Origin of the sequence: Natroniella acetigena, assembly GCF_023227745.1 — a bacterium.
In the GTDB taxonomy this organism is placed as follows: Bacteria; Bacillota; Halanaerobiia; order Halobacteroidales; family Halobacteroidaceae; genus Natroniella; species Natroniella acetigena.
Map to the genome: position 1 here is coordinate 1 of NZ_JALKBX010000053.1, position 18,965 is coordinate 18,965.

25 protein-coding genes are annotated in these 18,965 nt (G+C 33.0%); 16 read left to right on the forward strand and 9 right to left on the reverse strand.

What is annotated here, in order from left to right; translation table 11 throughout:
* Positions 1-47: 47 nt before the first annotated feature.
* Together MWH25_RS10325 and MWH25_RS10330 are read left to right on the forward strand one after the other, a co-directional pair.
* On the forward strand, positions 48-575 hold the full coding sequence (locus tag MWH25_RS10325) for a hypothetical protein (RefSeq protein WP_248627569.1): 528 nt from the start codon (positions 48-50) through the stop codon (positions 573-575).
* 832 nt (positions 576-1,407) lie between these two features.
* Positions 1,408-2,019, forward strand: coding sequence for a hypothetical protein (locus tag MWH25_RS10330; protein ID WP_248627570.1), 612 nt, complete (start codon positions 1,408-1,410; stop codon positions 2,017-2,019).
* Positions 2,020-2,428: 409 nt separating this feature from the next.
* On the opposite strand, the gene MWH25_RS10335 is transcribed toward MWH25_RS10330, so the two are convergent.
* From MWH25_RS10335 to MWH25_RS10345, 3 genes are all read right to left on the reverse strand, one after another.
* On the reverse strand, positions 2,429-2,845 hold the full coding sequence (locus MWH25_RS10335; RefSeq protein WP_248627571.1) for a hypothetical protein: 417 nt from the start codon (positions 2,843-2,845) through the stop codon (positions 2,429-2,431).
* Complete coding sequence (locus MWH25_RS10340) at positions 2,845-3,243, reverse strand: DUF6075 family protein (RefSeq protein WP_248627572.1); 399 nt, start codon at positions 3,241-3,243, stop codon at positions 2,845-2,847. Before MWH25_RS10340 ends, MWH25_RS10335 begins: the two co-directional genes overlap by 1 nt.
* A gap of 318 nt (positions 3,244-3,561) precedes the next feature.
* On the reverse strand, positions 3,562-3,720 hold the full coding sequence (locus tag MWH25_RS10345) for a ribbon-helix-helix domain-containing protein (RefSeq protein ID WP_248627573.1): 159 nt from the start codon (positions 3,718-3,720) through the stop codon (positions 3,562-3,564).
* Positions 3,721-3,897: 177 nt separating this feature from the next.
* Here MWH25_RS10345 and MWH25_RS10350 point away from each other — a divergent pair, with 177 nt between their 5' ends.
* The 3 genes from MWH25_RS10350 to MWH25_RS10360 all read left to right on the forward strand — a co-directional run bounded on the left by MWH25_RS10350 (position 3,898) and on the right by MWH25_RS10360 (position 6,046).
* On the forward strand, positions 3,898-4,113 hold the full coding sequence (locus tag MWH25_RS10350) for a hypothetical protein (RefSeq protein ID WP_248627574.1): 216 nt from the start codon (positions 3,898-3,900) through the stop codon (positions 4,111-4,113).
* Positions 4,114-4,605: 492 nt separating this feature from the next.
* The gene (locus MWH25_RS10355; RefSeq protein ID WP_248627575.1) at positions 4,606-5,043 is read left to right on the forward strand and encodes a hypothetical protein; all 438 of its coding nucleotides are present in this window, start codon (positions 4,606-4,608) and stop codon (positions 5,041-5,043) included.
* Positions 5,044-5,605: 562 nt separating this feature from the next.
* Positions 5,606-6,046 (forward strand): ribonuclease H family protein, encoded by a 441-nt coding sequence (locus tag MWH25_RS10360; protein WP_248627576.1) that lies wholly within the window; start codon positions 5,606-5,608, stop codon positions 6,044-6,046.
* Between the two features lie 121 nt (positions 6,047-6,167).
* Here MWH25_RS10360 and MWH25_RS10365 read toward each other — a convergent pair whose 3' ends face one another.
* The 6 genes from MWH25_RS10365 to MWH25_RS10390 all read right to left on the reverse strand — a co-directional run bounded on the left by MWH25_RS10365 (position 6,168) and on the right by MWH25_RS10390 (position 10,837).
* Entirely contained in the window at positions 6,168-6,671 is a 504-nt protein-coding gene (locus MWH25_RS10365) for a restriction endonuclease (RefSeq protein ID WP_248627592.1), read from the reverse strand.
* A gap of 34 nt (positions 6,672-6,705) precedes the next feature.
* Positions 6,706-7,296: a replication-relaxation family protein gene (locus MWH25_RS10370; RefSeq protein ID WP_248627593.1), complete on the reverse strand. Its 591-nt coding sequence runs from the start codon at positions 7,294-7,296 to the stop codon at positions 6,706-6,708.
* A complete protein-coding gene (locus tag MWH25_RS10375) occupies positions 7,263-8,834 on the reverse strand; it encodes a type IV secretory system conjugative DNA transfer family protein (protein ID WP_248627577.1) in 1,572 nt (523 codons plus the stop codon). The genes MWH25_RS10370 and MWH25_RS10375 overlap by 34 nt, the downstream gene beginning before the upstream one ends.
* Position 8,835: 1 nt before the next feature.
* Positions 8,836-9,741, reverse strand: coding sequence for a hypothetical protein (locus MWH25_RS10380; RefSeq protein WP_248627578.1), 906 nt, complete (start codon positions 9,739-9,741; stop codon positions 8,836-8,838).
* Positions 9,734-10,021 carry a hypothetical protein gene (locus MWH25_RS10385; protein ID WP_248627579.1) on the reverse strand — a complete coding sequence of 96 codons (288 nt, stop codon included), beginning with the start codon at positions 10,019-10,021 and terminating at the stop codon, positions 9,734-9,736. Before MWH25_RS10385 ends, MWH25_RS10380 begins: the two co-directional genes overlap by 8 nt.
* A gap of 261 nt (positions 10,022-10,282) precedes the next feature.
* On the reverse strand, positions 10,283-10,837 hold the full coding sequence (locus tag MWH25_RS10390; protein WP_248627580.1) for a site-specific integrase: 555 nt from the start codon (positions 10,835-10,837) through the stop codon (positions 10,283-10,285).
* A 312-nt stretch (positions 10,838-11,149) separates the two neighbouring features.
* On the opposite strand from MWH25_RS10390, the gene MWH25_RS10395 reads away from it, so the two are divergent.
* The 11 genes from MWH25_RS10395 (at position 11,150) to MWH25_RS10445 (ending at position 18,887) form a co-directional block, all read left to right on the forward strand.
* A complete protein-coding gene (locus MWH25_RS10395; protein WP_248627581.1) occupies positions 11,150-11,338 on the forward strand; it encodes a helix-turn-helix domain-containing protein in 189 nt (62 codons plus the stop codon).
* Positions 11,339-11,380: 42 nt separating this feature from the next.
* On the forward strand, positions 11,381-11,578 hold the full coding sequence (locus MWH25_RS10400; protein ID WP_248627582.1) for a hypothetical protein: 198 nt from the start codon (positions 11,381-11,383) through the stop codon (positions 11,576-11,578).
* 52 nt (positions 11,579-11,630) lie between these two features.
* Positions 11,631-12,131, forward strand: a complete 501-nt coding sequence (locus MWH25_RS10405) for a hypothetical protein (protein ID WP_248627583.1) — start codon at positions 11,631-11,633, stop codon at positions 12,129-12,131.
* A 62-nt stretch (positions 12,132-12,193) separates the two neighbouring features.
* Positions 12,194-12,358, forward strand: coding sequence for a hypothetical protein (locus MWH25_RS10410; RefSeq protein WP_248627584.1), 165 nt, complete (start codon positions 12,194-12,196; stop codon positions 12,356-12,358).
* A gap of 147 nt (positions 12,359-12,505) precedes the next feature.
* The gene (locus MWH25_RS10415) at positions 12,506-13,534 is read left to right on the forward strand and encodes a ParM/StbA family protein (protein ID WP_248627585.1); all 1,029 of its coding nucleotides are present in this window, start codon (positions 12,506-12,508) and stop codon (positions 13,532-13,534) included.
* Positions 13,513-13,866: a hypothetical protein gene (locus MWH25_RS10420; RefSeq protein ID WP_248627586.1), complete on the forward strand. Its 354-nt coding sequence runs from the start codon at positions 13,513-13,515 to the stop codon at positions 13,864-13,866. The genes MWH25_RS10415 and MWH25_RS10420 overlap by 22 nt, the downstream gene beginning before the upstream one ends.
* A 1,489-nt stretch (positions 13,867-15,355) precedes the next feature.
* The gene (locus MWH25_RS10425; protein WP_248627587.1) at positions 15,356-15,529 is read left to right on the forward strand and encodes an AbrB/MazE/SpoVT family DNA-binding domain-containing protein; all 174 of its coding nucleotides are present in this window, start codon (positions 15,356-15,358) and stop codon (positions 15,527-15,529) included.
* Complete coding sequence (locus tag MWH25_RS10430; protein ID WP_248627588.1) at positions 15,529-15,741, forward strand: hypothetical protein; 213 nt, start codon at positions 15,529-15,531, stop codon at positions 15,739-15,741. The genes MWH25_RS10425 and MWH25_RS10430 overlap by 1 nt, the downstream gene beginning before the upstream one ends.
* Positions 15,741-17,036, forward strand: a complete 1,296-nt coding sequence (locus MWH25_RS10435; RefSeq protein WP_248627589.1) for a bifunctional DNA primase/polymerase — start codon at positions 15,741-15,743, stop codon at positions 17,034-17,036. The genes MWH25_RS10430 and MWH25_RS10435 overlap by 1 nt, the downstream gene beginning before the upstream one ends.
* Positions 17,037-17,069: 33 nt before the next feature.
* Positions 17,070-17,612 (forward strand): ERCC4 domain-containing protein, encoded by a 543-nt coding sequence (locus tag MWH25_RS10440; RefSeq protein ID WP_248627590.1) that lies wholly within the window; start codon positions 17,070-17,072, stop codon positions 17,610-17,612.
* A gap of 63 nt (positions 17,613-17,675) precedes the next feature.
* Positions 17,676-18,887 carry a hypothetical protein gene (locus tag MWH25_RS10445; protein WP_248627591.1) on the forward strand — a complete coding sequence of 404 codons (1,212 nt, stop codon included), beginning with the start codon at positions 17,676-17,678 and terminating at the stop codon, positions 18,885-18,887.
* Positions 18,888-18,965 lie beyond the last annotated feature (78 nt).

The following is an 18,965-nucleotide window of genomic DNA, read 5'->3' on the forward strand; positions in this document are numbered from 1 at the left end:
CATTAGAAATACATGGTGCAAAATAAAGAGCAGGAGGAGTGAATGAAGTGAAAAAAATTGTTGTTATTATCGTTATTAGTAGTGTTTTATTAAGTTTTAATTTTAAAGTTAATGCTCAAAATGAAGTTCCTAATCAAGTCCCTATCTACATTAGCATGGCTAGAGATAATGATTCAACTCAAGAATTACTTGAATATTATATTTTTGAAAAGTTTGAGAATTCTCCTTTTTTTACAGTAGCGAACAATAGAGAAATCTATCCAATCTATGAAATAGTACTTAATTCTAGAACTCATAATAATTTCATAGTTATTTCTTCTAATAACTTAATTTATAACAATTACATTAGTTCAGAAGACAGAATTATCCCAGAGTTTATTGACAACTGGCTTTATAGATATCTACCAAACCAAATGGAAAGGTTAGCTGAGACAATAGTGGCAAATACTTATTCTAAAATCAATGATCATATAGAATATTTAAAGTCAAAGCAAGAGGAGCAACAAGAAAAACCTGCTGATGAAGACTTAGACGAGATATTAGAAGAGTTTTTTAAAGATATGGAGGCATCATAAGTGACCTTTAATGAGGTTGCTTTTTTACGTTAAAGAAGGGGTATAAAAAATAAGTAATAGCAGCAGGTACAACAAGAAAAGAATAATCAAGTTAAGTTGTCGAATTATTAATAAAGCAAGGTTAAAGAGAGGTGAGAAGGGGTAGAAGAGATGTAAAATGTCATAGCTAATATAAGTCATTAATTTATTTTTTTCGATATAAATTCGACATTTTACCACTTCCCTGCCCCATCGATTTTAATTGGACAAGCTATAAAAAATGGTTAAAAAGTGGTTTTGATAAGAAGCAAAAACTAGGGGGGGGGGTTAAGTAAAAATTATTGTCGAACAGCAATCTAATTCAACCTAAAAATTAACCCAACAGATCATCGCTACTAAGCTATACTAAATTGTACTAAAAACCCCTTACTAATGTCATATTCAACTGTATAACAAGAGTTAGTCACTAAAGGTCATATAACATAGGTTAGCAGTTAAATAGCTAACAGAGCCACTACAGCAACCATAGGAATCAATTCTATTCTGATATAACTTTTATCACTAGACATAATATCACCTACTAAAATTAGTATTCCCAGTAGTGGGGGAGTTTATACATAGAAACTTTAAAATGTGATGTTTAGTATGGTTCTATGCAAGAATTTGCAACAATATGCAACTAATATAAAGGGGAGAACAATAAAGTAACGCTCCCAGGTCGTAGGTAGGCTTATATGTTGGCCCTTATAGCAGTGCAGAACTATATGATGATACGCAGCAGGTTTCTAGAGGGGTGTAGTGGGAATAAAACAGTTTTAACCTTAATCAAATTTATAAGGGGATTTATGAAAAAATGAGGAGTGATAAAGCCATGGGTGGTTATGGCAGTGGTAGATGCAGCAGAAAAACAGCAGTTGAAGATTGCTTAAGTATAGATATTAATTATTTAAATAAAAAAGGGTTCTTAAAAGAAGGTTGCCAGTTTACTTTAAGATGGTCTAGAGATGATTGGAGTGCTAGTATATCAGCTAAGGCACACAAGGATTATATTTTTTTATATTACACTGTAGATCAAGAAAAAGGGATAAATTATAACGTCCAGCTTGATAAAGTACCTATGAACCTTGGAGGATATAAAAATTATTTTAAATGCCCCAAATGCAATAGCAGGGTAGAGAAGATATATAAAAGTAGTGCTAGTGATTACTTTCTTTGTCGTGATTGTTTAGATCTAGTTTATAGGAGTAGTAAAGAAAGTGGAGATGAATTAGCAAAGGTTAGAAGAAAGTTAGATAAGCTATATAGTAAGCTAGGTGGAAAGTGGCGTGGTGTGTATAGCACAATACCAGATAAGCCTAAGAATATGCACCAAAGGACTTACTTAGGGATTAGAAAAGATATTATTAAGCAGGAAAGATTGTTAGATGAATTGTTTTGCATGAAGGCAGAAGATTTAATAGGGTGATTGTAATATATTCAGTTTCAAAATAGTTTCAAAAAACTTTCAAGCCTTTGATTTTATCTTGAAAGCCAATATTAAGATTAATTGATTGACATTGCAGCATAAAGGTAAGAGAGTGATTAGTTAACTAACTGATGTTACCTACTACTAATAACCTTAATTAAAAGGGTGTCGATATGGGCCAACCTTAAAAAATTAGATGAAAGTATGATGAAAATAAGATGAAAAATTTTTCACCTTATTTTCAAGCTGAATTTAACCTTGATTTACTGTTATTACAGTATATATTAACAGCTGTAGCATTCAAGCTAAAGAGGATTACCTAGTTCATTAAAACCTACTTAATGATTAGGGTCTTATTTAGATTTGTGAGGAAACAACGAGTAAACTCATTACTTCCTCACAAATAATATTAAAACCTAATTTTTAAAAAGTTAATGAAGAGTTTCTCATTTTGCATATCAAGTCTACCACAAAATTCTGAAATATTAACATTTAGAGTGAATATAAGTCGAGCTAAACTTTTTTCGCTACTACTCCATCCTGAAATAACTTCTTCAGCTTGATCGAGATCGTGACAACTTAAAAGTTCATCTCTATAGACCCATAATTTTCTATTCCCTGATATCAAATATGCTCTATCTGTGTGAACACCTTGGTCACGCAATACTTGAAAATTCGACTTATGCTCTTCACTCACAAAACTCCAATTTTGCTTCCAATTTTCATAGTCTTTAAGTTCTTTTTCGTGCTGACGTGCAGCTGCTCTTCTTTCCTCTGCAGTTGGAATGTCTAATGGTTGATTTACAATCTCTTCTTCTTCTGACATTAAAATTCCCCCTCGCTCTCAAAATTTAAATTTAAACCAATATTGATTTCTAAAGCAGTAAGAACTACTTTTGTTAATTCATCTGACAAACCAGAAAGAGTATTGATAAACGTCGCATTATAATGATCACTAGAAGTATATAGATGATAAGCAAGTCGCAGTAAAGCAAATTCTGAATCTGACAAAGTAATCGATGGATTTTCTGTAATCTTATCAAGGTCTGCCATAAACTGTTTATCAGGATCAAAAAACTTATCAACTTGGCGACGAAATTTATCTAGGCTTGATAAAATATAAAGCAATGATGCAAGATCAACCTGTGAACAAGAAGAAATATTTCTTTCAAACATCTTGTAAAAATACATTTCATGATCAGAGTCTAAAAAATAAAAATCCATAGGTAAGCTCCTTCCATATTTGTTTTTAAACTCTTCTTTAGCGTTACTTTTTAATTCGTGTTTAAGTTATAGAATCCTTTGTGCTATATGATGGCTACTAGAGGATAATATTGAATTTATTTACAAAACAAAATAATGTAACACAACTGTAGTTGTGTTACATTTCCTCAAATTGCCCTCAACCACTGCCACAATAGGATTTATAGCAATTATTGCTAAGGAATATATTTAATAATGTAATATAACGAGAATAGAAGTTACTTTTTAAGTAACATATTGAGGATAAAAGAAGGGAGCAGGGGGGAGGCCTGCAACTTCTTACTCTTTTTCAGCTAACTCCTTTTCATACTTTTCTAAGACCATTTCTAAACCTTCCTCTATTAACTCGTTAAGGTTAATATCTAGCTTGATAGCCATGATCTTAGCTTCTTTTACTAATTCTTTATCAACTGTAGTATGAATATTCTTTTTACTCACTTTAACACCTCCACATTTGTTTATTTAAGCAAAAGTTGATATGTACATAATATTTTTATTATAACATTTTTGTAACTTTAGTGCTAACCTTGACATTTTAGTACTAACCATGGTAACATATGTATATAAAAACAAATGTACATATGTACATAAAAATAAAATAAGGAGGGAATGATAATGAGTAGGGGCTTAAGTAAAGTAGAGAAGTTTAGTATCAGAGAAGAATTAAAGCAAACAGAAATTTCTAAAGAAGAGTCAGAAAATATAGTTAGATTTATTAATAATTACTTTAGAATGAATCAGGAAGGGCGATGTTATGCTATTAAAATTATGGAATGCATGGTTGAAAATAATCTATCTGGAGAACAAGTGATTAGTTTGCTTGAGAGGTAATAGGTTGTGGGTTAATATTTAAGTGAATATTAACTGTTTTAATTTAATTTTAGTTTGAAGAAGGAATTAGAAAGAAATAGAAGAATAATTAGTATTAGAAGAAAAAGATTAAACTTGTTAAGGGTCCCAGTGGTGGGATAGGAAGATTAAATCACAATAAAATAAAAGCTATTCGCCTAAAGGTGTTGGTGCACCTTAACGAATAGCTTTAAATACTACATACATTGTCAGAGTTGCAACCAACAGCTCTAACAATTCGACAGACAAGAATCCCCCTTGTCTATCTTGCAGTAGTTTATTTACTTTAAGTTATTATACCAAAAATGATAATTTAAAGCAATAGAAACTGTTGGCAATATAGAACTATCTAGAAAGCTCTAGATAAGATAGGGAGTGAATCCTTGTCTTGTCTAGGGCTTTTTTGTGTTTTAAATACAATTTAATTTAGTTGCAAGCTAAAAGGTTGCTTACCAAAAAGAAAGGGGTGATATTATGGGTAAAGTTTGGGGTGGTCATTCTATGCAATTAGATAAAACAAGAAGAAGTAAAAAGACTTGTGCCAGATGTAAATACTTTGATGGAGACCTATACTGCAATGGCTATAATACCAAAATTAAAAGCTTTTCTAGAGGCAACTGTAAAAAGTTTAAGTTGAAGCAAGGTGAAAAACACAATGTTAACCTACTCCACAAAGCAGAGGAGATTAGCAATAAATTAAAGAAAGAGAAAGTTGTTTGCGTAGTGACCAAAGAGAATCGATCATTGGTAAGATTGAATTGTTACTATAAGCTAGATGATTGTGGTTATATTGATATAACTTACAGTAAAAAGAAAAAGAGCTTTTTGGTTCAATCCAACAAGATGCCAGAACAAGTTAAAACTATCGTTAGTGAAGCAATTAAAAATTTAGTTGATAGAGTTAAATTATAAAAATGGTTAGAAGAATTATGGTTAAAATTAAATATTTTATTCGTTCGTGAGCAAAGGGAAAAGCCACGAAATTAAATAACAAAAAAACTGCTGAGGAAAGCCACCTCGTTTGTGCTATCCAGGGAAAAAATTGGCACTCAAGAAGGCTCTAGCACCTGCCATAGTGCAAAAGAGATAACCAAAGAGGGCAATACCTTCGCCTTACTAGAGGTAAATCTAGTCGCAGGCTATATAGTGATATGTAGCTGGAGAACAGAAGCCACCTGACTAGGGATATATTCAAGAAATATATTAATCTAGTTGGTGAGTGTGTGAACAGACTAACTGTCGCCCTGTCGTAGTCGAACGCCTGTAATAGGCTAGTAGAGGGGGAAAAAGTCGAGTAAGGTTAATATACCTTAGTGTGGTAAAACTACACCACAGCACATTCTGCAACAGCAGACAAGACTTGTCGAGGAAGATAACACCTTGACCTATACACTAAACGAATACCTCAGTTCGTTGGGATATTTTGTATAGAATCCTCTTTGTTTTTATCTTTTGATAATGCAAGGGGGTAACTATGCCTAGCCACTTTCCTCGAATCGAAGGGATGATTATAAGAAAACTTTTTTTAGAAAGGAATGCTATTATGAAAAAAGTTAATGTTTATGTTATTGGTGGCGTTGGTCATGGCGAATTAGGTAATTATTATAAGTTGTTATTAGAATATAAGGAAGTTACCAAGTTTATTGAAGGTAAGATTAAAGAGGAAACTACACCTAATAGATGTATAATTACAGGAATAATTAAAGCAGTTGAGATATTAAAAGAACCTGTGAATCTAACTATACATATTACTACACCAATAGGGATTAAAGCTGCTAAGAAGGGCAAGGGAGTTAACTATGATCTAGTTAATAGATTACTTATTTTGTTAAATAAAAAAGGTTGTAATACAAACTTTGAATATTGGCATAGTAATGCTGAGCAGTTAAGAAATTTGATTAAGGACAAGAAATGATTATTTCCCATTAGGAGTAGTCAATTAAAAACATATGAATTGTTTTTTAGTTAATATTATCTGCATCAGAAACAATTTGGTAAATAAGATGAGTAAAGAATAGGGGAGTTGCTAGAAATAGTTATTCTTTATATGCAGCTGCAAAAGCAATCGAAATAATAACCATGATAGCTTTACCTACCATTTTCACAAATTTAATAGCTATATGATCATCTGCAAAATAACTTGGGAATTGGTCTTTGTAAGTCTCTCTTATCCTTTTTTCAAGGTCAGGCCACTCCCAGATCCAAGCTCTATCTATATTATTAGCAAGCTCCCAGGCACTCATAGTCATTGATGATGTAGTTATAAGCATAGAAGTATCACAGTTATAATATTCTTTACCTCCAAAGACTTGATTCAGATCTTGAACTCCAACTTTATTTCCCTTTGCATATCTCTTAACCTGGACTGCTATTCTTCTGTTATCTTTCTCAGCTATGAAATCTACTCCAAAATCACCACTACTGTTAGTGACTATGGTAGTGTACCCCATATCATCAAACATAGATGCTAGAAAGTGTTCAAATTCGTATGGGTTCATATCTTGAAACCTATTAGTCATATGATGTTGTAAATCTTTCATATAGTCCAATATGTCACCTCATAGATAGTATAGCCTATTTGATGATATTTAATAATTCGTCTACATCTTTGAATTGACAACCAGCAAACTTGATATCTGATCTAATCTTATCTTCCCAAAGATCAATTCTGCTTTGACCTCCAGTAGTTACAAAAATAAGATAGTTAAGGTCAGTAGTTCTATTATATCCTTTAATCTTCCCTTTAAGTGTCTTCCTTGACTCGCTGCCTGTGTCAATCTCAACTGCCATCTTCTTGCGTGGATAATATAGGTCTGCTACCTGATCAGCTATCTTGTGTTCAAGTTTGGCCCAACCTAGACCTTTTTCCCATCCCCTTATATTAAATTCAGTAACTAGTCTATGATGTTCATGTCTAAGCACTGGTTTATTTAGCTTATAGAAAGGACTAATACCTATTGCTTTAGCTCCTGCCTTATCAAGCATTAAATGCTGTTTTGAACTGCCTGTATCAACTGGAGGGAAGTATCTATCAATACAATACATCTCGTGATATAGCATCCTAAGCCTGCGATTACAGTTTTTTATGCCTTTGTTATCCCTGTAGAATACTTTCTTGATTTGATAATTTGTTACCAGTTTGTGATTATGGATGAATCTGAGGATTCGCTTGTCTTTGTCTGTGAGTCTATGCTTGACGTTGTCTTTGTACCACTGTCTAGTGACTCTGACTGACTCTGGCTCTCTATAACACTTGCTCCTTCTTCCCATCTTCTATGCCTCCTCTCGATGCGATTAAGCACATCTAAGTAATGTCTGTTATACTTATCCCTCATATGAGAACAAAACGCCAAGGCTTCCTTTTTTGGACGTTCTGCATTAGAAGTAACAGGCTTCAGTGACTTACCAACAAATTTATGACTATTCACTCGAGCTAAAAAGCTATAATCGCTTAAGTTTTGCCAGTCGAAATTCCTAAAACCATCTATATCAGCATAACTAAGAGCTATAATATCAGGTTGATTATGCAGTATAACATTTAACAGTTTGCTGCTTTCATCTTTTATTTGTTCAGTTGATTGGATCAAGCACATTACATTCATGCGATAAGCTCTAGCTTTGCTGAATATATTATCGAGTACTTTGGTGTTTTTTCCTAGCCAACCTTGTGGTTCGTCGCATATAACAGTGAATTGCTTGCTTGGTTGATCGAAAACATCGCCACGACTTAGGCAAGCACGCCAAAAATTGAGCATATGTAACGAAGATATAATTCTTACTGCTTCAGCTGGCAATTGTTTTTCTGGAATTTTAATCAATACCTTGTAATTTTCATTAACCCATTTTTCATAATCTAGCTTCTCTTTTGGTATTTGGCCCAGTGTAGTCTTGAGTATTGTATCGCCTTTAATGTTGCCTGTTCTGTTCAAAAATGGTTCAATATAATTTAGCTGCTTACTATCGCTCATTTCATCAAACTCATTCCAGTACCTCTTAACATCTCTATAGTCTTCGCCTAGCAACTTATTTAATATATATGTTCTGAAATCTTGATTCCTGACAAATTCAACTGCGTCTAATACTGTCATGTTATCTACACCAAAAACAGCTTTTAAAGCATTTCTGATTACTTTTCGAGTTCTAAACTTATCTCCAATATCAAAGTTACTAATAAAGAAATCTTCCCATTGGCTGACTAACATATCATTTTCAAATATATTATCTATGCTTTCAACAGTGGCTACAGCAAGAGGCTGCTCTCTAATACTATGATCCAGTACTATAGTTTTCTTTAACTGTTCATTTGATGAGGCCCTAAGGATATTATCGACACTACTACCTTTTGCATTATCAAGGAAAGCGACACCATGAGGACAGTTAACTACAAAGTTTTCTGCCCAAGTGTTTTTTCCTGATCCTGTACCTCCAACAATCAATTTATGACGCCAATCACCATAAGGGAAATAAAGATTACGCCTAATAACTCCTGTCTTAGCTTTCCCATACAAAGTTGCACCTTTCTTGTTGACCTTTGGAACGTCAAATTTTTCTCCTAACTCTTCTTCTCGCTTTTTCTTTCTGCTATCCAAACCTAGACCTTTTTCATACTCTTCTAATATGCTGTCTCCTGCCTTCTTAGCTACTTTCAATGAAGAATCTTTGAATTTCTCTAACTCTTCTTTGAACCTATCTTTTAAACTCAAATCAGACTCCTCCTCTCATACGTTTAAACAGTTTCCATGCTTTCTTAGCTGTTGCTCCCCACTTAACACCTTCTTTTGCAACTTGACCAGTTGTTTTATACCTTTGGATTGAATTGTAGAGACCAGGGGCTAAATCTTTAGATGATGCCCCTAGTAACTCTACTACTAACCCTTCCATCTTATTCATGGCACTTAAAGCACCTATCTGACAACCTAATGTAAGTATTGGATTAAGGCCACTAACACCCAAAACTATCGTACCTATAATTGACAGCACTAGAGCATGAACCACTTGAACAACTAACTTATCTCTTATCTTATTAGATAACCTTTCTCCAATGTCTCTATATTTCATAGAACATCTAAGGGCCAAAACAACAGGAATTATAACAGTGTATAATATTAACCATATTATTCTTTCAAAGTACCACCAAATTAAACGCAACATTAATAAAACGAAAGCTGCCATCAAAAATATAAGCCCTATTTCACTTCCTATTCCAACATTCTCTGGTACAGTTAAACTTTGTGCATCAATGACTGTTGCTGTAATACGATTAAATATTTTGATTGCAACTACAACTATATGAGGTGCTGCCTTGAGTGTGATTGCATATGTTATTGTACGAAAAAGCAATTCCTCAAAACTAACTGGTACTTCTCGTAATTTATTGATTGCAAACTTCATCCAAACAAAAGCTATGACAACTATAGATAAACTAGCAGTCTTTTCATAGACTAACCAAAAACCTTCTGTGGTTAAAAATATAGTAGGAGATGTTAGTATTATTCTTTGAAAAAATTGAGTTATGCTTACTACTATGTGATGAAACCAATTAGCAGATATCAAACCTTCATATTCTGGATATGAATTAAGAACCTCCCACAACTTACGTAAGTTATTCATAAAAGCCCATCCTATTAACTATAAGCTCTACAACCCCTTCAGCTGTAGTTCCAATGCCTTGCATCAAGTACCAGACAACTGCAATAAATGCCAATGCAGTATGAGCAAAAAAGAAACCAACAATTATATCGTTTATAGCTTCGCTGATCCCATCATCTTCGCCATTAAGCTTTCTCCAAATTCCTTGGCCAATTCTCTTGGCAGCAACAATAACGCAAATCATCAAATAAATAGGCCACAACTCTTCAACCAAAGGCCAAAAAATATTATCTTGCAACACACGACCATCTCCTTTTTAGAATATGTGAGCAATAAAAATACTCACTATTATAATAATCTCACCCATTAACCACCCTGCCAACTTTGCCTGCAAACTAACGCCTGTTAGCAAAAAACACCTGTGTTATCTTAGCAACCCAGTCTGTTTAATGAATACTTAAACATATCAAACTTATGTCTAATTACTATATGCAATTTATTCCAAGAATTATTGTTAATATTAAAAGAATCCAAAAGAAAAAGGCCCACTCAAAGAGTAGGCTTATAAATAAAAGTCTTCTATTGTTTTATCCATGACATCTTGGTTAATTCCTATGTATTCAAGTGTTACAGATGGAGAGGAGTGATTAAATAACTCCTGTAGTAATGCAACATCTTTATTTCTTTGGTAGTGATGATAGCCAAAAGTTTTGCGTAGTGTGTGAGTACCAATCTTAACATCTTTTAATCCTTTTATTTTATCAGCTGCAGCTCTTAAGATTCTGTATGCTTGAACTCTACTAATTGCTTTATTAGTTCCTTTTTGACTTTGAAATAAAAACTCGTGATCTTCCATGTTAAGCATATATTTATTAAGTTCCTCCTGGAGCTTGGAGTTGATTAGAAACTTCTTCTCCTTTTCAGTTTTCTTCTCTTTGATCTCAATATGGGTTTTATCTTTAACGTCTTCAACTTTCAACTTTAATATATCAGAGATCCTTAATCCAGTATTGATCCCCACAACAAAAAGTAAATAATCCCTGTAACTTCTCTTTAATAGTTCTGCCTTCATTTCCTTAATTTTACTCTTATCCCTGATTGGTGATACTTTATTCATCTTTTAACCCCTCCTGATAATAGCTTTATATACATAATATAATACATTTTATGTAACAAGTCAAGTTGTTATGTTACGTTTATTTGATTCTAATTTAGTTAAAATAGGCATGAGCCTTAGTAACTACTGGGGTTATGAGTATCATCAAAAAAGTAACTCAATATAAGTTTTGTTACATTTACTCTAAAAACAAGATTGATAATTACTAACGTATGTTTACATTGTTTACTATCAAAGCAGTATGAAATAATATAAAACAGTCTTGAAATAGGTTTCAAACTATGGTACTATATTAAATAAGGAGGTGAAGAAATGGATTTTAAAGTATATAGTGTTAAAGAAGTTGCTGAAATATTAAAAATTACAGATGTTACAGTTAGGAAGCTGTTAAATAAAGGAGAGCTAAAAGGGAAGAAGGTAGCTAGGCAGTGGAGAGTAACAGAGAATCAGTTGAGGGATTATCTAGAAGGTGATGATGAGTTAGAGGAGACCCAGAGTTAATATTAGACTTTATAAAAGAAGAATAAAAAAGGAGTGATAACCATGGAACATATCGAGGTTAGAGAAGGAGACACTACATTTATTGGTAAGGGTACTCATGAATCTGGAGGAACAATTACTGCTGAATCTGATGGAACAGTTCATGTGGAGTGGGAAGTTGGCCCAGCACCAGATTCTAAATTGTTTGTCGAGAAGATGAAAGAATCAATTCAGGAGTTCATTGATTTAGAGTTAGATTAACTATATATAGTAGCTGATAATTTTGTTCTAATTCTAATATGGGGGTGAGTAGATGAGCAGAGAACAGATAAAAGCTAAGATAAAAGAACTTGAAGAGCTAATTGAGACGTCAAGAAAAGAAGAACCTGTTACAGGTTATGAGGAAAGGTTAAACTTGATGTTTGATAAGCTGGATCTAGTTAGCCAGTTACACGAGAAAGGATTAATGGAAGGTGAAAAAGTTAAAAATCTTGAATCTGAAGTTAATGCTCTTAATAGTTTGATAAATGATTTAGTACAGGAAAAAGATTCTGTTTTACATTCAAATCTTGAAAATTTTGAGGAATCGAATAAATTAGATAAAAAAATAGAGAAATTAAACAAGAAGAAATGGGAAGTAGTAGAGCAATTAGATAAATTAGAGTATGATATAGTTTGGGAGCTTAAATATAAGACAGATCAGAGCCAAGAATTGATTAAGAAATTTGAGAGTAGAGAAAAATTAGAATTGTTTATTGATGATGTATATATTAATAAAGTTCAGATATATGTAGAAGGGCAGCCAGTTTATTAAAAGGGGAAGTGTGAATAACAGGTTATTATCGTAGTTAAAAGGCGATCCAGTATTAAGAAAAGTTGGCCCAGATAAATCAGGAGTTTGAAGATCTGGATCAGAGAGTGGAGGAAAAAAAGCTAACTCTTGCAGAGTATCAGAAAGTTTGGCATAACTTTTGGAATAGAAAGATGAAACTAGAAGAAGAATTCAAACAACTTAATGAAACTTTAATTGATTTAGGTTAAGGGTAAGAGGTTGAGGGAATGGGGTTGAGGTTGCAGTAATACTAAGCAATACCATGTAACACTTGATAGTATTACTGGGTAATACTAAGTAATACTAGGTAATACCATGTAGTACTAAGTATGACTAATAAATAGGAGGTTTTAAGTATGAAGATTAGTGTAGATTTTGGTCATAGTCATGTAAAGGCAACTGATGGTAGTAAGGTTATCAGATTTCCTTCTTTAATCAGCCAAGACGTTAAGGAATTAGATATGATTGGCTTGAAACGTCATAATGATATTGAACAAATGAGAGTTAAGTATAATAACCAAGAATACTTCATAGGTGAATTAGCTAGAAAACAATCTGATCAGGTCGTGCAAAATATTAATGATGATGATGTAGATAGTTTTGAAACAGAAATATTAGTTAATACAGCAGCTGGTTTTTTATATGATAAATTTAAAAAGGATAATAACAAAGTCAAACTATTGATCTCCTTACCAATTTCTCATTTTATCGATTATAAAGACATTATCAAGAAAAGATTTGAGGGTAACAGGGTTGAAATTGGTTTTTATAATTATGATGCTAGTAGATATGAAACTAAAGTGTTTTATATTGAAAAAGTAGAAGTGAGACCACAAGGTTTTTTAGCTTTAATGAATGAGGTTCTTAATAAAAAAGGGAAAATAGCAGAGGAAAAACAAAACTTGGCTTCTCAATTTAATTTAGTTGCTGACGTAGGTCATTACTCAACAGATATTTATTTAATGGATTCACTAGAGCCTATTTCTAAAATTCCTGCTAAGCCAATTCGTGGCATGGTTCAGGTGTACCAACAAGTAGCAAGAGAGATTAACAGGCGTTTTGGTCTAAGGAAAGAACTTCATAACCTGCAGGAGAACATAGAAGAAGGCAAGATTAAGGTTAAAGGCAAGGAATTTGATATAAGTTCAATCTTGAATCCTTGCTATGATAAGGCAGCTAACAACATTTACATTGGCATAATAAACTTAGTTGATGAAATTAAAGAGATCGATAATATACTTTTAACTGGTGGTGGTGCAGTAGCTTTATACCCAAAACTTAAAAATAAATTTAATGAAGAAGGGTTTGAAAATCTTGAGCTTCTGGATAAACCTCAATTTTCTAATGCAATGGGTGGATACAAATGGATCAAAAGAAAACTTTAGTCCAGAAAAGTATTAAGATCCCCAAAGAGCTTGCAGCCTGGTGGGATAAGCAACCAAATGCTTCTGAAGAAGTGAGGAAAGCTATAAAGTTATATATTAAGTATCAAGAAAGAACACAGAACGCATTTATTGAAGATATGACAGGTGAGCCTAGTAAGAACACTACTAAGAAAACGAAAGCTAATACAAAAGAGTTAGAAACAGATAATGAAAGTAATGAGAATGATAAAGAAAGTAAAGAGGATGATTTAGATTTAAGCAATATTCAACTTAAAGAAACTGAGCCTGAAACTCAAAAAGATGTATTAGAGAGTAAATTAGATATGCTTTAAAAGTTATTAGTTTCAAATTAAATTAAGACTGCCCTTTTTGGGGTAGTTTTTATTTTTAGATAGGCAAAAAACAGATTGTGATTATCTTATAAAATATATCATAGAATTAGGTTTGTTTTAGTAGCTTATTTCCCTGGAATACCAGCTAAAACTGTTAAAAACGAAAGTGGTCTAAACCCTTGAAATAATAGGCTTTATAGAAGTTTAAAAATTGACATTATAGGAATGAATATGATATAATATTTGTATAGGGGGATTGAGTTAATAGATGAAAAATAAATTTGAGGTATTTAATATATATCAGTTTGAAATAGCATTGATCGTGCAAAACTTCTGGTAAGTCTTTGGCTATTTAGTTAAGGAAACTAGGGTTTAGTACGATCAATTTTGATATTAAGCAAGGGGTTTTATCTGAAAAGCCAACTAATGACTAGAGTTAAAAATTTATTTATCAAACTAAAAAACCTCAAAAAATCGATAAATTAATCGAACTGGATAAATATTAAGAAATAAAATCATTGCACAGGATTTTTCCAAGTTTTTCTTGAGTTAATCCTAATAAAAATTTGGTTTTCTTGTTAAAGAAGAAACTATGTTTTTATAAATATAAATCTAGTTTAATAAATATGATATTTTGTCAACTAATTATACTTGATTTTATTAAAAAGGCTGATATAATTCAAATTAAGGAATAATTATTAATTTTAAGAATTTGTTGCTATTTGAAAATAAGTCTTTTATAATTCAAGAAAGATGAAACTTTAAAAAGATAGAATTTAATTAAAGGGTTTTAAAGGAGAAGAGTGAATAGGTGAGCAAGAGCAGTTAAGAAGCTTTATTTAAATTTTGAAGGAAAAATATAAAATTAAGTTTAGAATAGTTAAATTATTCTAATTTGCTTTAATAGGTTTAAATTAAGTTAAATGATTTTAGTCTAGATTAGACATGGTAAGACAACAAGTGGTAAAATATTACCATAAAGTAAAAAAGGACTGCGCCAACAGTCCTTAACTGAAAGATTAAAACTAAAAAGCTCTAAAATTAAAAAGCTCTAAAATTAAATAATTCCCCATGATACAAGCGCCAACTTGTATATATGGGACATTCTTCTAAAGGTAATAATAGCGCCAACTATTACAACCTTTTTTTGAGAAGACATTGTGTTTTTAGTTTTCTTTAATTAGATTAATCTCTTTTACTCATTAATTTAATTAAATTATAACTATTAATATTTGATCTGTCAACAGATAAATTATTGTGAGAATACAAGCTAATTGCTATGTATCTAATTTATTGTTAATTCTTTTAGGCAGAGATAATTATTAATACTGACATGATGTCATAACAATTAACATTAAAAAGAAAGTTAAAGCCTTTGGAGGATGTATTACTTCTTTAATTAGGAGTAGTATGCTTTCAAAGGTTTTTTTAATAGATGTTTTTTTAATTAATGTTTGGCATTGTTTAATAAAAAAAGGGAGGTTAAAACATGAATTTTAAGCCAGTGATTCACCAGAGTTCTATCGATAGTGTTGGCAAGACTTATATTCCTTCAGCAGTCAGAAAGGCAGTGAGAGCACAAGAAGGAGATAAGGTAGAGGTACTAGCTGATAAAAGTCAGCGAGCAATATTAATTAAGGTTAAAGAGGAAGGTGGTAGCTAGTGAAGTTGGCCCAAGTTAAAGAAAAATTAGCACAAGTTGGGCTGGAAGTTGTAGAAGATGATTTATTGATGGTGCAAAGAAAAAATCCTGCTGACAGCAACAGCAGGACAAGCAACACAAGCAACAAAGACAACAGCGATCTAACTTGTGATCGAATCAATATGACCTCTAATAAAGCCCACAGCAAAGGCTATAAGAGAGGTGTCTGTTAATGCATATTATACCACAAAACAGTAAGAGAATCAATCAGAATAAATTAACAGCAGCTTTAGAAATGGTTAGGCGTGGGTTTCATCTAATCCCCCTTAAACCAAAGAGTAAAGTACCATATAACGATTTAATACCATTTGGTAAGTGGAGCATATTAAGAGAAAACAAAGCCACTCCTGATATGGTTAAAGAGTGGTTTGATAAAGATAATAAATTGAACTTTGGAGTTATTACAGGTGTAGAGATCCAAGAAGGTAAGAGATTAATAGCTGTTGACCTGGATGAAAGACCAACAGCTAAGCAGTTAAATCACACATACACGCCAATAGTTGAAACTAGTCGAGGATACCACCTTTACTACTTGACTGATAACTTACCTAAGCCACACAAGACCAGTAGAGGTGAGATAAAGACTAATGGTTATGTAGTAGCACCACCAAGTATTCACCCTGAAGGTGGTAGGTATGAGTGGGTTGACTGTTTATCTTTTGTTGACCTACCACTTGCTAACTTTTCTATTGACAGTCAGGCTATAATTAGCTACTTAAAAGGTGGTACTGGAGTTAATAAATCTACTACTAGCACTACTACTGGGTCTACTTCAAAAGAGCACAAAGAGACAGTTGAACCTACAATAAATATTTATAGTAGGTTCAAAGGGGTAAAAGCTCTTTCAGTTAGTGGTGATACAGAAGTTAATATTAAGCAGTACAAAGATTTAATAAGAAGTGAAGAAGTAGTGTTGGAAATAGTTAAAAGGGTATTTAATATCCAAGTATCTAGAGTAGGTAAGGCCTTTAAGTGTCCACTGCATGAAGAAGACAATCCATCAGCAGCATTGTATAGAGCAGACAGTGGAGATATAGGATTAAAAGACTTCCATAGATCAGCTAACTTCTACACTCTACCAGAGTTGTATTTTACTTATGTAACTGGAGAAGAAAAGAAGTTAAAGAGTGGTAGCTGGATCATCTGGTTAATTAGATTGCTAAGAAAAGCTGGAATTATAGAGTTACCTAGGATAGCACCACCAAAGCCAGTAAGTAAGTTGTCAGGTAATCAGAAGAAGCTATATGAAGGTTTTATTGAATTGTTAGAGGTACAGCAAGGTTATAAGGCAGACAAGGAACAGATAGCACCTTTTAGTAGGTCTTTTGCAGCATATTGGACAGGCTTGAAGCGTAGCAGTATTGGAAGTGCGAAAAGAGATCTAGTCAATAAAGGATACATTGAAAAAGTTAAAGCAGGAGATAGGAAGAAAAGAAAGGCAGGTAAGTGGGGGTTGGTTAGAGGTTAATTTTTGATAGAGCATACAGAAAGGAGTTTAGCGATGATAAATAATAAAATAGCTTATCGATATACTAAGTCAGAGCTGGATCAGCTACTCGATAGTATAGTTATCTTAATTGACACGAGAGAGAAGAAGAACGATCATATTCTAAAGTATTTTGATAAGCATGAGATTGAATATAAATCAAAAAAGCTAGATTTTGGAGATTACTCATTTATGTTACCTCGTAACGAGGAGTTAGGAATAGCTAGAGACATATATTTTAATAATCAGATTGTAATTGAGCGCAAAGCAAGTCTAGAGGAGTTATCTGGCAATATGACGCAAGATAGAGCAAGATTTGAGAACGAGCTATTAAGGTCAAACCAGGCTAAGTTTATTCTCTTAATCGAAGATGAGCAGGGTTATAAAAATATATTGGCCCACAAGTATAACACTAAATACAATCCTAGATCATATATTGGGGGCTTGATGTCCTTTCAGCATAGATACAACATTACAATTCAATTTTTAGATCCTGTAACTGTAGGTAATTTTATCAGATGGGAATTTTATTACTATTTGAGAGAATATTTAAAGTAACAACTAGGTAATTTGTTTTTTATGAGAATAACTAATAAATAAATTAAGGAGTTGGTTGAAACCATGAGTAAATTTGGAGCTTTTATGCAAGGTTTTAGTAATGGGGGACAAAGAAGTTTAGTTGATGATTATGTGCAATTAAAACAGATGCGACAACAAGAGCCACTAATGGAAGCTCAAGTAGCAGCTCAAGAGCTTGCTAATGAAAGACAGCAGTTAGAGAATAATTTATCTCAAAATATGCAGCAGGAAATAGCCTTGAAAGACTATTTAAGTTCATCAGGTTATGCTGGTGAAGATCTAAGCTGGGCTGATGGACTTAATATCTATGCTGGAAATATGGGCGATTTAACTGGTGCACCTGTTGGTAGTTTAGGTGAAATGTGGGAAGATGGAAGGACTAACAGGGAATTAGCATTGGGCCAGCAAGCATTAAAAGAAGAGCAAGTTGGTTGGGAAATGGGCTATCAGGATAGAGCTTTGGACCAGGAAATGTCTATGTTTAATGATGAACTTAATTTTCAACAGCAGCAGCACCAAGATCAGTATAAGTTACAGCGTGATGAATTAGACTTTATGCAGCAGCAACACCAGGATGAAATGAGTATGCAAGAAAGAGCAGCTCTTGAAGCTTTAACAGGTGGATCTAGTAATGGGCCAAGTGGTCAAATAGCAGAATCACCTGATTATATAGATTTTTCAGAGTACAGGGTAGCAGGTTATAGGGAAGATGGTAGTCCTGTTTATTCCCATATGGAGCAATATAACGAAGAAATGGGAGGAAGGCAATCTTATATAGATCAATTTGGGAATCCAGTATTAGAAAATGAAATTATAGAAGCTCAAGAGCAAGAAGAAGGCAGTAGATTTGCTGGTGGTTTCTTGAATCCTCTTAATTGGTTTGATGGAGGAGGAACTGAAGAAAATAAAGTAGTAGAACGTTCACCACTTGAGATACTTAGTGGCCCATCCCCTCAAGCATATCCTAATAATCAAGGGGAGTTGAGCGACACAATAGATCCACTTATTGATGCTACTACTAGGTTTATGGGTGATTTTGCTGATTACTCTTCTCAAGAAATAAGAGGTTTTCTTGAAAGTGCTATGCAAGATCCTCAAGCTAGGGGAGCTTTCTTTGCAGATTATGGAGTTACTCCTAAAGAAGTTTATCAACATCTGACCTATACTGACGATGATAACAATAATATACCTGAACAATGGCAGGGGGCAGCCAGTAGACAAAGAGGTAGAGTGCAAGCAGGGAGGGTGAAATAAACACTCTCCTCTTTTTTTATAGTTAATAACTTAAGGTTATTGTTGTTTTTAAAAGGGTTTTTAGTTATATTTATGCAA

What these genes read in the sequence shown, in the direction of transcription:
- MWH25_RS10440 (WP_248627590.1), top strand. Translation starts at nt 17,070, where the DNA reads ATGATAAATAATAAAATAGCTTATCGATATACTAAGTCAGAGCTGGAT.
- MWH25_RS10330 (WP_248627570.1), top strand. Translation starts at nt 1,408, where the DNA reads ATGAGGAGTGATAAAGCCATGGGTGGTTATGGCAGTGGTAGATGCAGC.
- MWH25_RS10340 (WP_248627572.1), bottom strand. Translation starts at nt 3,243, where the DNA reads ATGGATTTTTATTTTTTAGACTCTGATCATGAAATGTATTTTTACAAG.
- MWH25_RS10400 (WP_248627582.1), top strand. Translation starts at nt 11,381, where the DNA reads ATGGAACATATCGAGGTTAGAGAAGGAGACACTACATTTATTGGTAAG.
- MWH25_RS10335 (WP_248627571.1), bottom strand. Translation starts at nt 2,845, where the DNA reads ATGTCAGAAGAAGAAGAGATTGTAAATCAACCATTAGACATTCCAACT.
- MWH25_RS10360 (WP_248627576.1), top strand. Translation starts at nt 5,606, where the DNA reads ATGCCTAGCCACTTTCCTCGAATCGAAGGGATGATTATAAGAAAACTT.
- MWH25_RS10405 (WP_248627583.1), top strand. Translation starts at nt 11,631, where the DNA reads ATGAGCAGAGAACAGATAAAAGCTAAGATAAAAGAACTTGAAGAGCTA.
- MWH25_RS10420 (WP_248627586.1), top strand. Translation starts at nt 13,513, where the DNA reads ATGGATCAAAAGAAAACTTTAGTCCAGAAAAGTATTAAGATCCCCAAA.
- MWH25_RS10380 (WP_248627578.1), bottom strand. Translation starts at nt 9,741, where the DNA reads ATGAATAACTTACGTAAGTTGTGGGAGGTTCTTAATTCATATCCAGAA.
- MWH25_RS10395 (WP_248627581.1), top strand. Translation starts at nt 11,150, where the DNA reads ATGGATTTTAAAGTATATAGTGTTAAAGAAGTTGCTGAAATATTAAAA.
- MWH25_RS10425 (WP_248627587.1), top strand. Translation starts at nt 15,356, where the DNA reads ATGAATTTTAAGCCAGTGATTCACCAGAGTTCTATCGATAGTGTTGGC.
- MWH25_RS10445 (WP_248627591.1), top strand. Translation starts at nt 17,676, where the DNA reads ATGAGTAAATTTGGAGCTTTTATGCAAGGTTTTAGTAATGGGGGACAA.
- MWH25_RS10415 (WP_248627585.1), top strand. Translation starts at nt 12,506, where the DNA reads ATGAAGATTAGTGTAGATTTTGGTCATAGTCATGTAAAGGCAACTGAT.
- MWH25_RS10355 (WP_248627575.1), top strand. Translation starts at nt 4,606, where the DNA reads ATGGGTAAAGTTTGGGGTGGTCATTCTATGCAATTAGATAAAACAAGA.
- MWH25_RS10390 (WP_248627580.1), bottom strand. Translation starts at nt 10,837, where the DNA reads ATGAATAAAGTATCACCAATCAGGGATAAGAGTAAAATTAAGGAAATG.
- MWH25_RS10435 (WP_248627589.1), top strand. Translation starts at nt 15,741, where the DNA reads ATGCATATTATACCACAAAACAGTAAGAGAATCAATCAGAATAAATTA.
- MWH25_RS10365 (WP_248627592.1), bottom strand. Translation starts at nt 6,671, where the DNA reads ATGAAAGATTTACAACATCATATGACTAATAGGTTTCAAGATATGAAC.
- MWH25_RS10350 (WP_248627574.1), top strand. Translation starts at nt 3,898, where the DNA reads ATGAGTAGGGGCTTAAGTAAAGTAGAGAAGTTTAGTATCAGAGAAGAA.